Source organism: Mesorhizobium sp., from assembly GCF_004962925.1.
Taxonomy (GTDB): Bacteria; Pseudomonadota; Alphaproteobacteria; order Rhizobiales; family Rhizobiaceae; genus Mesorhizobium.
On record NZ_SUEO01000186.1, the window covers coordinates 1 to 12,479 of the forward strand.

The window sequence follows — 12,479 nt, forward strand, 5'->3', positions numbered from 1 at the left end:
AATATCCAGACCGCCCGAAGGCAGTACGCCGCCAAGGAACGCAATGTGCTCAGCGATGGTCTGAGGATCGGCGACGAACCCGTAGATGGACACGAACGCGGCAAGCGCTGGAAAGAGGGCAAGGAGCAGATAGAATGCGGCCCCGGCCGCAATCAGCACAACACGGTCCTCGGTTACCTCAGCAAAGAGCCGCCACAGCACGTCCTTCCAGCCGCGGCTGGGAATCTCTGACGGCCATTCGGCATCGCGCCCGCGGCCCTCCCGTCCGGCCCGCCGCTCAAGCTGCACTTGAACTTCGTAAGCGTCGTCGGTTGTTTTCTTCGACATGGCTGCCGGCCCGGAGCACCTTCTTCGCGGGGCAAACGCGTAATAGCGCCAAAGGATGCAGGTGCAGACCTGCGCTCACAAATAAACCTCCGCCGACTGCAGAAACACTGCGCCATCCCCATGCGACGAGTTGATTTGATAGCAACACTGCCCTGCCCAGGACCTGCAGTGGCTTGGCGGCCGGCCGGCGCGGATAGGCGTGGGCGACCGCGAGCTGCGCCTCTCTCGGCGCGTCCAGCCGTTTCTAGCATGCAATCGACCATCGCTTGAAAGCCAGGCTCCATCGCCTCCTGACAGTTGAAGCTGGGCGAAATCGCGGGCCAACCTAGTATCGCGTAGGGTGCCGGCACATCGCTAATTACCCGAACTCACCTCCAGGCGATTACTCGTGCAGAGGCAACTCAAAACTTGCGGCTCAAGTACGACGAGCCTGCCAGTCCGAACCGCCACTCGACATCGACAGCCCTGGAGATGCCGATCCGGCGTCCCGTCAAGATGGAGCTGGTTCTGGCTCCTGACGGCAGCTTGAACTGGAACGGAAGCTCGTCCAATGGCAGCCCGTCATAAGATGCATCGAGAGCAAGCGCCTGGCAAAGGCGACCGGGGCCCGAACAAAGAAATCGAAGGTCATCAACGCCGCGGTTGGCCCGCATCAGGTCGAGCTTTGATTGCGGTTCGATCGCGCGCACAAGGACAGCACTACCGGGAAGGCAGACGGCATTCAGGCACCAATGCAGACCATAGGAGCGATAGACGTATGCGCTCCCTGGGGCACCGAACATTGCGCTGTTTCGCGAAGTCCGACCAAAAAAAGTGTGTGAGGCTGGGTCATCGGCGCGATAGGCTTCCGTTTCGACGACGATCCCGCCCATACCGTGCACAAGAAGCGTGGCGCCAATCATATCGCGAGCGACAACGCAGGCGTCCCGGGCAAAGAACTGGCGGTTCGTGATCAACGCCTGCACCAGATCTCGACCGCGCCGAAACGTGGGGCGAACAAGAACATTCCCGCTCCGGCTGCAAAAGGCCAATCCACCAAGGCCAAACTCGCGATCATCAGCATCGCGGCGCTTCCTGCTGAACTCGGATAGGTCTGATCGCCTATGTATGAGGGTCGATTGGCTATTCAACAGCGCCTAGCCCAAGCGGTCGAAGTGATTAGAAGGTTGAAGTTCGCTGCCGACGTAGAAAAGAGAGACCCGGAAGACCGTGCCTGCCGCGTTTGCGATGCCGCGATGCGTTAGGTGGCCCGCAGAAAATCCTCGTGCGCTGCTCGGGAGCAACACCACGAAGGAACGTCACAGGCTCTGCGATCGTTGAAGACTTTTGATCGAGCCGTATCATGCCATCGACCTCGATACGAAAAATGGCCTACGATCCCGACAGCAGAATCCTCTCGATGTGGTTCGTCGCCAGCGACAAGCGGTAGAGTTTGAGGACGTGCCGCCGGAGACCTTCGCCGCGTTCAAAGCCGCCTTTGCGAAAGGCCGCTATTTCAACGACCACATCCGCAATCGATTTCGGTACCGTCTGATTGGGACCGGTAACGATCATGGACGACCTAGTCCGTGCGAAAGATGGTTCACCTATCCATCGAGTTTCCACGGCTCATAGTCGGGGGATAATGATGCAGCACCTCGCCGCTTTGAGCGGGCGCGCGTTTTTGTACGCGGATTCGCGCACCGCCAGTGGAACAACAATTGCTCCGCACCGTTCAAGCTAAGCAACCCGTCGCGGCAGCAATGAAGCGCCGGAGCGCAGTTTGTTTGGAGGTAATATGAAAAAGCAATTTTCCTCGGCCGCGGCAGGTGTCGTTCTGCTCGTCGGCGTGAGCGCCGCCGCCGCCCAGGAAGTGATCGTCATACAACCCGAGCAGGACACTGTGATCCGGGAATATGTGAAAAAGAAACCGATGGCATCCGTCAGCCTTCTCGGCGTGGAGCTCAACATCGGCACAGCTCTGCCCGACACAGTCGAGCTTTACGAGGTGCCCGACGTTCAGTACCGCTACGTAGTCGTCGATGGCCGAACCGTCCTGGTCGACCCATCTACCCGCAAGATTGTGAAGGTCTACGACTGACACGAACTCTTCAGACTGACGCCCGCCGTGCCGAAAGGTGCGGCGGGCTTTTTTTGTTGTCTTGGGGGAACACGATCTGCCGACAATCGTTCGGGTCGCCAACAAAGCGCCGTACCGTCAGATCGAGGACAGGCAATGCGTGAAAGGCAAACATTTACCCCTAAAGAGAAACAAGAAAGACAGGAGCGCACGTCGGATGCTGCACGGGCATTGATAGACGTTGAGCGCGTGGCTCGAGATGCAAAGACGGCTCGGCTGCGAGAACAGCGGCTTAAGGCTGAATCCGATCTTCCTGCTGCATTGGTAGCGAAACCGAAGAGGAACCGGATATGCAACAACTAGTATTCACTCGGCACGCGGCGGATCTCTAGTGCTATGAGCTAGTCATTGAGACGCGACTTCGTGTTGCAGAGGCGCCGCCTCTGGTCTCCGCGCGATCCGCAGAATTCGAATTCGTGCTGGGTAGCGCGAATGAAAGCTCGCTGCGGGAGGGAACCGGCAGCGGGACCTTATGCATTAGGAGCACTTTCGCGGCTACATCCTGGCGAGGAATCGACCGCTGCAGTTGTAATGCGTGATTTCTGCAACGGTTCCAAAGGTTTTTGCGGACTCGGCCAGCCTCTTCAGCATTCCTATATTTTGTAATCGCCTAATTTTCCCAAGTTTTTTCCCCTTCTTGGGAACACATACTCGAGACGAAAGTTTGGCACGTGCAGCAATTGTTCCCTCCCAATGAACGGCTGCAGATCGGCCCGATGCACCGATCGGCCCGCGTCCTTCCCTTCCGTGGGGCGAGGGCTTTCACTGAGGCAGCCAAGCCACGCTGCCCTCATGGTGGCGGGCTATCTTCCTTGCAGGTCGCTAGTCAGAATTCTAACGCGGCCGATCTCGTCCAACTGCCCTGCATCGTATTTTTTAGATGCCATTTCACGGACGGCATCCAAGCCGAAGTCTTCGATCGCTTCAGTCGATGTCACGACGAGGACACGCTCTGTTCCATCAAAGGCTTCAAGCCACAACTCGAATCGCTCTGTGGCTCCACCTTCGCCAGTAAAAACCAGACCCATATGCCCTCTCCCTAACAAGCACCTGGCCAAGATCGCGCATGTCGAAATCTTGCCCGCACACTGGACAATGCTGGAAATGCTCTGCCTCCGGCTTAATCGGCCGGTCGTGGTCCTTGCCTCGATATCCCGTACCTTCGTTGTTGGTCCGATATCTCATTTCCGCTCCCGCAATACCCTCGCGGCTTCTATCAGGGCTTCACGATCGTTGCCGTTGGCCTCGATGAGCTCGCGGACTTGCTCGATCGTCACGCCATTCTCGCGGGCGAAATATTCCACCTCATAATTTTCGTCGGCTGACACGCGATTGCGATCGCGAAAGTCTCGCTTGTTCTTGTCGTCGGCCATGTCGTTCTCCTGATGAGCTTCGGATCGGTGGCAACGCCGGAACCACGGTTTTGTTTCTGCGTCCCTGCGTGGTTGCCGCCTAACTTGACCTCGTGAGTCCATCCGTCGGCGGCTTGGCAAACCAGCTTCGGTTCCATCGGCGGAATGGACTCGAGCCGGCGGCGCTCCTGCAAGCATTTCCGAAGTACTAGTTAGGATGGAACTTTAGCGATTTCTAAAAATTGTCTATGACCAGTGGGCATGCCCCTCTCGCTGCCCGCTGTAGATCTGGCCGCAAACCCGATCGGGCCCGCGCTCTCCGCTAGAGGCGCGGGCTTTTCAGTTGACAGCCGTAAGGCCGTGGTCGGCTAAGGGCTAGCTCGGTGCTTTTTTAGTCACGCGCTTGGGAACAAGCGCCAGATAGCGAAGTTAGCAGCGTAAGGAGTTTCTCCTATGGCTGACGAACAGGATAGAGCGCCTAACAACCCTGAAATCGTCGTTCAACGCTTGGTCAAAGAAACCGGCATTACCGAAGAACAGGCCCGAGAGCTGATCTTCTTCCTCGGGCTCCATTGGGCATCGCTGCTCCGGGAAGCAAAGTCCCTAGCCGCCAAGCGGTAGGCGGCTTTGTCAGATATAATCGCCCCCTGGTGAACGACTAAGACGTCTCGCCCGCCGTGCCGAAGGCGCGGCGGGCTTTTTTGTGTGCCGAGCATGATCGACAGCTTGGAGGTGTAAGTCCTTTACCCAGCCTGATGGCGGCGAAGGGTTAGCGAAGCGCAAGGGCGTCGCCGCGAGGCGGGGTCTGAAGGAAGCGTGGAGCAAACCCGCGACCCGATGGACAAGAACCGGATATGAGGCCTACCCGGCCGGACGAGCGGGCAAATGACCGCGATGTCCACAGTCATCAAGGACCGGGGTGGTAAATTCGGCGGGTGTGCGGGGAAGGCGGTCGATCTTACCTCGGGAGATCTGTGCCGTGTCCGGAAATCCGGACTGAGCCCGCCGTGAGGCGCGCTGATCGCGGTGCAGAAGTCAGCAGAGGGCATAGTAGGGAGGCGTCTGCCGAACGAAGGCCCGAACGGTTGGAAGGACAAGTAGGACGGAGTTCTCGCATTGGCCATGCGGCGGAAAACCCAGCTCGAGCTGGCCTTCCCCGAGACGGGAACGGGTGAAGCCCGCGACCGCCTTGAGGCAGGGATCGAAGCCTGTGCGGCGAACGCCGCCTCCGAAAGTCTGGCGGCAATGGCCGGACCGTGCATGGAAGCGATTGTCGATCGCGACAATCTGAGGAAGGCGCTGGTGCAGGTCCGGCGCAACAAGGGAGCGCCGGGGGTCGACGGCATGAGTGTCGACGCCTTGGCGCTGCATCTGAAAGACCACTGGCCCGAACTTCGCGCCCAACTGCTCGAAGGCGCCTACAAGCCGCAGCCGGTGCGGCGTGTCGACATCCCGAAGGCATCCGGCGGCACCCGTCCGCTCGGCATCCCCACGGTCCTCGACCGCTTCATCCAGCAGGCGGTGATGCAGGTGCTGCAGGCTGCATGGGACGGCGGGTTCAGCGCGTCGAGCTATGGGTTCCGGCCCGCACGCTCGGCTCATCAGGCGGTTGCCGCGGCGCAAGCGTTCATCGCGTCGGGTCATCGCACCGTGGTGGACATCGACCTGGAGAAGTTCTTCGACCGGGTCAACCACGACATCCTGATGGGGCTGGTAGCCAAGCGGGTGTCCGATCCGTGTATCCTTCGTCTGATCCGCGGCTTTCTGACCGCGGGTGTGCTTGAAGGCGGGCTGGTCGGTCCAATCGAAGAGGGAACGCCGCAGGGCGGCCCGCTCTCGCCGCTGCTGTCCAACCTGATGCTGGACGAACTCGACAAGGAACTGGAGCGACGCAACCATCGCTTCGTGCGCTACGCCGACGACTGAAACATCTATGTGCGCAGCGCGCGGGCGGGCGAACGGGTGATGGCAAGTGTCGAACGCTTCCTCGACAGGCGTCTGAAGCTGAAGGTCAACACGCAGAAGAGCGCGGTCGCCCCGCCACACCGGCGCAAGTTCCTCGGCTTCAGCTTCACGAACGAGAAGACGCCAAGGCGTCGGATCGCACCGCAGGCTGTGGCCCGGTTCAGGGAGCGCGTGCGGGTGCTGACGATGCGGACGCGGGGCGCGAGCCTCGCGCAGATAGCCAAGGAGCTGTCGCTCTATCTGAAAGGGTGGCGCGGTTACTTTGGCTTTTGCGAAACCCCGTCGGTGTTGCGCAGACTCGACCAGTGGATCAGGCGAAGGCTGCGATCCATCGTATGGAAACAGTGGAAGCGCGGGCGCACCCGCTTTGCGGAATTGCGGCGCCGTGGTGTCGGTCACGATCTGGCGGCACAAACCGCCGGCAGTCCACACGGCCCATGGCGCATCAGCAACAGCCCTGCGCTCGCCATTGCCCTGCCGAACGCTTTCCTCGCAAGCATCGGCCTCGCTTCCGTTGTGCCCGCCAAGGCCGCATAATCAGCCGAACCGCCCTGTACGGACCCGTACGCAGGGTGGTGTGGGAGGGGCGGAACCGCAAGGTTCCCCCCTATCCCGATTGTTGTCCGAGATGTCCTGCATCGTATTAGTTGCGCAGAATGTTTTAATTGGCTGAAGACAAAATCCTTCACCGAAAGCGAGTTTGAACTTCTCGGAGTTGAACGCGAGAGGGGCAAGCCGGCGTTTGCTATGATGGCTGAGCCGGGGACCCGCAAGTATGTCGGCAGTGCTTTCGTCAGCGTCAACCGTGAGATGCGGGAGCGACTGTGGACGTGCGTCCAGGAACATGCTGGGCCACCGCCCAAAGCTATGCCAAAGCGGCCGGCAACGCAGTGGGTCAAGCCGGGCATTAAAGCCCGCGTAAGCATCTAAGGGGCGAGGAAGACATTCGGCACGCCTCGCTTCAGGACTTTTGGGATGTATCCACGAGGAGGCGATGAAGGCAGACTTGTCCTTCGCATCGACAGAAGCTCAGCGTTCATCCGGGGCTATCACTGGTGCCTTGATGTCCGTCCGATAGGACAATCCGATTTCCGGTTCCTGTATTCTGGAATCTCAACCCAGATGGTGCAGCGATAATATCGCGGATCATACTCGGGGTGATGCTTCCTATAGAAGATAACTGCCGTGTTGACACCATCCAGCACCTCTTCGCGCAGCCGGTGACAATCCGAACGGCGGACATTGTCAACGATACTGTACGATCGCCCGGACCGGCAGATAGGCGTTGGTTTCGAGCCATTCGCGCAGCACGAATTGAATAAGGTCGGATCTGCTGATTTTCATTTCAGCCGCGATGGAATTGAGCGTCCTCCGTCGCGGGCTCCAGCGGCACGCCGGAGACGTTTCGAAGCATCAATGCAGCGCGACGCAGGACGACCCGGAGATCCGCGCGCGACATATCGGCGATGCGGTCGGCGGCGCTTTCAAGCTCTTCTGAAACAGACAGGCGGGTCATTCAGAGGGCCGCATAGTCAGTGGCAGTGATAGCTGCCCGTCTTGTGGTTCGTCATGGTGCACTGCCGGGCTTTCGATTCTTCAGTATGTTGGCCTCGCGCAGCAGTGATGATCGATCCGTTCCTAGCAATTCTATGAGCGTGAGAGCCTGATCCCGGGTGATCCCGGTTTCACGTGCGAGCGCCTGCGCCTGGAGTTCCTTTTGCCGCTCGGGTTCACTTTTTCTATCTTCGCCCATGGTGAGATGTTCCTTGCCACTACGGAACCCAACTTGCGACATAGCGCCTTGTTCCTCTTTGTTCCGAAATTCGTTCATCCGCTCTGTTGTTCGTGTTCAAGCTGGAACTAATGTCCGTTCGGTAGCTTATGCCCAGATGAGCGCACGCGGCATCACCTTCCTGCACAAGTGGATTGCGAACAGCGTTCCTAAAACGGCCCGGCCGGATGTGATTTCAATCAATGAGCTGACGCACAAGCTGTTTGCCGACGCGAAGTCAGTGGGCATCAGGCGTGAAGAGATCGACGAGGAAGTCGACAGTCTCTACCGCACCATCCTTAATGCCATTGTGCATTTCGACCCGGGATTGCCGGAGTAATAGTTTTATCCACGAGCGCCCGCCTGAACCGCGCGCAGGTGAACGCGTATGGCAGGGCAGGGCTTCACTTTGCCGTCGTTGAATTTCTCCAGGCCGGGAGGGAGATGACGCGCCGACATCTGCCGTCGAGCGTTCGCTCGGGACCATAGAGCAGGAGGACAGCTTCTTCGCTCGGCAGTACGCCGGCGGGCCATGTCTTCATCATCGGAATTTCATTCGCCCTGATAGCGTTCCCGATCCGGTATCTCTACCAAGGCCCGCCGAAGCGCTAGGCGCTACCAGCCCTAGGGGAAATGGCCAGCGCTACAGGATTTGCAGCTGAAGGCTCTCCTAAAAAGGGAGCGGAATCCCTAATCGTCTGGACCAGCTCTGATAGGTGGTGGGTCCAAGGTACTCAACCCGATAATCGCCACGAGCAACCAGGGCCAATAGCGGAACGCGTGAGGTATGCTTTTGGCCGCTTTACGCGTCGTCCTTACGTCGAAATACGCGAAAATCCATTTCGCGCCAACGCGTCAACACCTTTTCCTCGAAGCGATCTCTTAGGAAGCGTAGGATAATGAAGGTGCGATCGGGCAGTGCGTAGGACAACTAACAACTGAACAGGCTTTGGAGGTGTGAGCTTTAAAGGGTAAAGGGTGGCCCGGAGCATGAAAGCATCCGCCCTACGGCAATTGTCAGCTTGCTGCCGCCGATCGCGTGAAGACGATCGTGACCTTCGTCCCTTCGCTGGCGCTCGAGGCGACGTTGAACTGTGCCTTGGCGTTCTCGGTCAGCGAGCGCGCGATCAGCGCGCCGAGCTTGCCGGGCTTGGGCCATGTCTCCCCTTCCGGCAGGCCGATTCCGTCGTCCGCAACTATGACCAGGCAGCCGTCGCCATCGGCGATGCTGTGCAGCTTTATCGTCCCGCCTTCACGTCCTTGGAAGGCATGCTTCAGTGCATTTGTGAGCAATTCGTTCACGACCAGTCCCGTTGGCATGGCGACGTTGATCGACACCGGATAGGTATCCACCTTCATGTCGAGGCGGATCCCCTCAACTGCATGCGACCCCATCACCGCGGAGGCGATCTGGCTAAGATAAACGCCGAGATCGACCTCATCCTTCTGCTCGTCTGCCGATAGCGTCTGGTAGAGGATCGCCAGAGCGTCGACGCGGCCGGCGAGCCTCTCAAATCTTTTTTGGTCCGGCTCGGTCGCGTTACGGGTTTCTAGACGGATCAATGCGGTGATCATCTGTAAGTTGTTCTTCACCCGGTGCTGCAGTTCGCGCAGCAGGGTGTCCTTCTCGCGGACGCGCTCCTCCACCAAGCGCGCTTCTTCAGATTCGCCATGGGATGAGACGTCGACCAGAGCCACCAGTCGGAAGCAGTTCGTGCCGTTATCGTCCACGATGATGTTTGAATAAACGTCGAGAAGAGCCGGGTTGTCCCCGACGCGCTCCAGCCGGAAGGTGCCGACGAAATCGATTTCCTCGACCAAGGCCTCGGGCAGAGGCCGGCCCTTCTGCTGGTGGATGCCAATGCCGGAAAGTGCTCCCCAGTTTTGCCGGGTAAGCTCGGCTGCCTTCAGGCCTGACACTTTTTCGAATTCTGGATTAGCATAGACGACGCGCTCCTTTGCGCCTAAGTCCGACACGGCGATAGCGATCGGCACCTGGTCAAGGAATTTTTTGAACTGCTCGCTTTCCAGCGCGGTGGCAAGGTCAGGTGTATCGAGCAATTTCTCAACTGCCTCAGCCTTGTCTGAATCTGATGTCATCTTGGTCGCCTGTGCTTTGCGTGGGCGCCTCAGTCTCAGTCATACACTTCGCTCGACACCGCCAACGCTGGAAGCGGCTGCGCGATATCAGGAGTAGGACGAGCCCGCGTCACGGAGCGGCAGAGCCATGGGCAACACAGGCCGTCTTGCTGAGAGTTCAGTTCAACCTTGCGTCACTTTGCACGGCCACGGCCTTTTTTCCAACAGCGTTGTGCCAAAATCCCGTCCCTGCCAATCGAAATTGACGATCTGCACGTCGCCGGAACTGCCGACAGAATATTTCCACCATCTGCAATGGGCTCACTTGGCAGCGGGGCGCGTGTGTGGCGGCATGCGGTGGCCAAAGGAGCAACCGGATCGGAGGCCAGGCGGCGTCACGATTGGCGGGAGACATCGTTCTCGCAGAGAATTCTTTTAGGTGGAAGGGCTCGTCTCGCCGCCGGCGACTTTGGCGAGCAGCATCCCCAAGGGCAGGCGCGCTCGTTCATGGCTGCGCCGACAAAAATATTCTCAAGAAGCTCGATAGATAGAGACGCCAAGTATCAGAGCATCATGCGATCCCTCGATAGCGAAATGGCTGGCGGAGCGGGAAGTGAATTGAACCAGGGGTTGACCCCACGAAGTCAGAGTGACGTGCAGCGAGACGTCTCAAGGGAACCTTTCCGGCGTTGCGCGCTTGTTGAGCATGCGTTTCACAGCCCCGTGAACGACAAACAAAAAAACGCTGGAACCAAAAGGAAATCCGCCATGGCGAAAGAAAAGACATTGGATGACCTCTTCCTCGATACGCTCAAAGATATCTATTACGCGGAAAAGAAGATCCTGAAGGCACTTCCCAAGATGGCGCGCGCCGCCTCATCGGCCGATCTGAAGGCAGCCTTCGAGAAGCACAAGGACGAAACCGACGGTCATGTCGAGCGCCTGCAGCAGGTTTTCGAGCTCCTTGGCAAGCGGGCACAGGGCAAGACGTGTCCCGCGATCGACGGTGTCATCGAGGAGGGCGAGGAGATTATGGAGGAGTTCAAGGGAACTCCCGCACTGGACGCCGGTCTGATCTCCGCTGCCCAGGCTGTCGAGCACTACGAGATCACCCGCTATGGCACGCTGAAGCGCTGGGCCGAGGTCTTGGGCATGAGCGACGCCGCCAAGCTGCTCGAACAGACGCTCGGCGAAGAGTCTATGACAGACGAGGCGCTCACCGGATTGGCGGACGCCTCGGCCAACGAAATGGCCAAGGCCGCCTGATCACACACCAGCCACCCCAACTGTGTTGGGGTTGCTGTTTTACTTCCAACATCCGTCTTTCGATATGAGACAATCATGGGTCGTGGCATTCTACTCTGGCTGCTCGGAGTTCCTATTCCGATCATCATCCTTCTCGCGCTGTTCATGCGGTAGGAGGAATCCATGGCATCAACCATCCTGGCGACCGACGTCGCCGCGCCGGTCGAGTCCTCGTCATCCGCAGTCAACTGGGGACCGATCATCGCCGGCGCCTTCGCTGCCTCGACCCTGACGTTCATCCTGATGCTTCTCGGGTCCGGCCTCGGGCTCACGATGGTGTCTCCATGGTCCAACGAAAGCGCCAGCGTCACCACCTTCGCTGTGTCCACTGCAATCTGGCTGGTCATCGTGCAATGGTTGTCATCCGGGCTCGGGGGTTACCTGACCGGGCGCCTTCGCACCAAATGGGTCGGCATTCATACGGACGAGACGTTCTTCCGGGATACCGCGCACGGATTCATGGCCTGGGCGCTGGCGACGCTTCTGGTCGTGTTCGTGCTCGGTTCGGCGCTGTCCGCGGCAATCGGCACCGGCGTCAAGGCGGCCTCGACAGTGGCCTCGGGAGCAGCAATGGGTGCCTCGGCAGGGGCGACCGCAAACGCCGGGAACGACGGAGGCAGCGACGCGACTTCGTATTTCGTCGATGCGCTGTTCCGCCCGACCGATCCTTCCAGGCTGGCGGCGCCGGGCGCGGAGGGCGATGCGACAGCAGCCGCACAAGCCTCCCGCATCCTCATTACGAGTGCGGCGGCCGGCGAAGTCTCGGCCGACGACAAGACTTATCTGGGCCAACTCGTGGCCGCTCGCACTGGCGTGTCGCAAGCGGATGCTACTGCCCGGGTTGATGCGGTGCTTGCTCAGGTCGAGGCGGCCAAAGTCCAAGCACAGGAAGCAGCCGACACAGCTAGAAAAGCCGGCGCCAGCTTCGCGCTGGTTGGCGCGCTTTCTCTCATCATCGGTGCGTTCATCGCCAGCGCAGCACCAGCGTTAGGCGGCAAGCAGCGCGACGACGAAGAAGACGCGCTCTATCTCACAGCTAGTCGAAGCTGAAGACGTCTACTCCCGGCCGACCGAGAGGGTCGGCCGGACTCCATCTCCCGCCACGCTCTCTTGTTATTGTGCAGTGCAGCAACGATATTGCTACCCACGCGTGCACAGATTGCCGTCCATTCCGGGCGTCACAACAGGGACGGCTCCATTGCGAAAAATCTCTGATACCATCGCCCGCCTTGCCGCGCTGCAGGCGCGACATGCCGCGCATACCGCCGACCTCGGCGCGTCGGACCATCTCCAGACTCTGGCCGACTTCGGTACCAATCCTGGCGGGTTGGAAGCGAAGTTCTACATTCCCAATGACCTATCCAAGGGCACCCCGCTCGTCGTCGTGCTGCATGGCTGCACACAGAACGCGGCCGGCTATAACCATCATTCCGGCTGGTCCCCACTCGCCGACGAGGCTGGCTTCGCGCTGCTCTTTCCCGAACAGCAACGCGGCAACAATCCGAACCTCTGTTTCAACTGGTTTCAGCCTGGCGACACCAAGCGTGGCTCGGGCGAGGCG

General features: G+C 59.4%; 16 protein-coding genes and 1 pseudogene. 10 read left to right on the top strand and 7 right to left on the bottom strand.

Annotated elements, in window-relative coordinates; all coding sequences use genetic code 11:
* Both E5W87_RS27405 and E5W87_RS27410 read right to left on the bottom strand, forming a co-directional pair.
* The coding region (locus E5W87_RS27405; RefSeq protein ID WP_292404756.1) for a YhjD/YihY/BrkB family envelope integrity protein at positions 1–327 on the bottom strand (327 nt) is incomplete at its 3' end.
* Between the two features lie 401 nt (positions 328–728).
* On the bottom strand, positions 729–1,229 hold the full coding sequence (locus tag E5W87_RS27410) for a DNA-3-methyladenine glycosylase (protein ID WP_292404772.1): 501 nt from the start codon (positions 1,227–1,229) through the stop codon (positions 729–731).
* Between E5W87_RS27410 and E5W87_RS27415 the strand changes: the two genes are divergently transcribed.
* The 3 genes from E5W87_RS27415 (at position 1,203) to E5W87_RS27425 (ending at position 2,407) form a co-directional block, all read left to right on the top strand.
* Positions 1,203–1,418 (top strand): hypothetical protein, encoded by a 216-nt coding sequence (locus tag E5W87_RS27415; protein ID WP_292404780.1) that lies wholly within the window; start codon positions 1,203–1,205, stop codon positions 1,416–1,418. The genes E5W87_RS27410 and E5W87_RS27415 overlap by 27 nt on opposite strands.
* 349 nt (positions 1,419–1,767) lie before the next feature.
* Entirely contained in the window at positions 1,768–1,941 is a 174-nt protein-coding gene (locus tag E5W87_RS36180; protein WP_367118885.1) for a KTSC domain-containing protein, read from the top strand.
* 163 nt (positions 1,942–2,104) lie between these two features.
* Entirely contained in the window at positions 2,105–2,407 is a 303-nt protein-coding gene (locus E5W87_RS27425; protein WP_127206323.1) for a DUF1236 domain-containing protein, read from the top strand.
* An 842-nt stretch (positions 2,408–3,249) separates the two neighbouring features.
* Here the strand turns inward: E5W87_RS27425 and E5W87_RS27430 are convergent.
* A complete protein-coding gene (locus E5W87_RS27430; RefSeq protein ID WP_292404758.1) occupies positions 3,250–3,474 on the bottom strand; it encodes a hypothetical protein in 225 nt (74 codons plus the stop codon).
* Between the two features lie 153 nt (positions 3,475–3,627).
* Positions 3,628–3,819 carry a DUF3606 domain-containing protein gene (locus tag E5W87_RS27435; protein WP_292404760.1) on the bottom strand — a complete coding sequence of 64 codons (192 nt, stop codon included), beginning with the start codon at positions 3,817–3,819 and terminating at the stop codon, positions 3,628–3,630.
* A 432-nt stretch (positions 3,820–4,251) separates the two neighbouring features.
* Between E5W87_RS27435 and E5W87_RS27440 the strand changes: the two genes are divergently transcribed.
* From E5W87_RS27440 to E5W87_RS27450, 3 genes are all read left to right on the top strand, one after another.
* Positions 4,252–4,419 carry a hypothetical protein gene (locus E5W87_RS27440; RefSeq protein ID WP_164759315.1) on the top strand — a complete coding sequence of 56 codons (168 nt, stop codon included), beginning with the start codon at positions 4,252–4,254 and terminating at the stop codon, positions 4,417–4,419.
* Positions 4,420–4,920: 501 nt separating this feature from the next.
* Positions 4,921–5,724, top strand: coding sequence for a reverse transcriptase domain-containing protein (locus E5W87_RS27445; protein WP_292404774.1), 804 nt, complete (start codon positions 4,921–4,923; stop codon positions 5,722–5,724).
* A gap of 39 nt (positions 5,725–5,763) precedes the next feature.
* Entirely contained in the window at positions 5,764–6,300 is a 537-nt protein-coding gene (locus E5W87_RS27450; RefSeq protein WP_292404762.1) for a group II intron maturase-specific domain-containing protein, read from the top strand.
* Between the two features lie 708 nt (positions 6,301–7,008).
* Here E5W87_RS27450 and E5W87_RS27455 read toward each other — a convergent pair.
* Positions 7,009–7,279 (bottom strand): annotated as a pseudogene (locus E5W87_RS27455) (hypothetical protein).
* 51 nt (positions 7,280–7,330) lie between these two features.
* On the bottom strand, positions 7,331–7,594 hold the full coding sequence (locus E5W87_RS27460) for a hypothetical protein (RefSeq protein WP_292404764.1): 264 nt from the start codon (positions 7,592–7,594) through the stop codon (positions 7,331–7,333).
* 58 nt (positions 7,595–7,652) lie between these two features.
* Between E5W87_RS27460 and E5W87_RS27465 the strand changes: the two genes are divergently transcribed.
* Complete coding sequence (locus tag E5W87_RS27465; RefSeq protein ID WP_292404767.1) at positions 7,653–7,874, top strand: hypothetical protein; 222 nt, start codon at positions 7,653–7,655, stop codon at positions 7,872–7,874.
* 677 nt (positions 7,875–8,551) lie between these two features.
* On the opposite strand, the gene E5W87_RS27470 is transcribed toward E5W87_RS27465, so the two are convergent.
* Entirely contained in the window at positions 8,552–9,634 is a 1,083-nt protein-coding gene (locus E5W87_RS27470) for a histidine kinase dimerization/phosphoacceptor domain -containing protein (protein ID WP_292404768.1), read from the bottom strand.
* A gap of 747 nt (positions 9,635–10,381) precedes the next feature.
* Here E5W87_RS27470 and E5W87_RS27475 point away from each other — a divergent pair.
* The 3 genes from E5W87_RS27475 to E5W87_RS27485 form a co-directional block, all read left to right on the top strand.
* The gene (locus E5W87_RS27475; RefSeq protein ID WP_292404776.1) at positions 10,382–10,879 is read left to right on the top strand and encodes a ferritin-like domain-containing protein; all 498 of its coding nucleotides are present in this window, start codon (positions 10,382–10,384) and stop codon (positions 10,877–10,879) included.
* A gap of 162 nt (positions 10,880–11,041) precedes the next feature.
* Positions 11,042–11,968 carry a hypothetical protein gene (locus tag E5W87_RS27480; protein WP_292404770.1) on the top strand — a complete coding sequence of 309 codons (927 nt, stop codon included), beginning with the start codon at positions 11,042–11,044 and terminating at the stop codon, positions 11,966–11,968.
* Between the two features lie 247 nt (positions 11,969–12,215).
* Positions 12,216–12,479, top strand: a 264-nt coding sequence (locus E5W87_RS27485; RefSeq protein ID WP_292404778.1) for a PHB depolymerase family esterase, incomplete at its 3' end; no start/stop codon positions are given.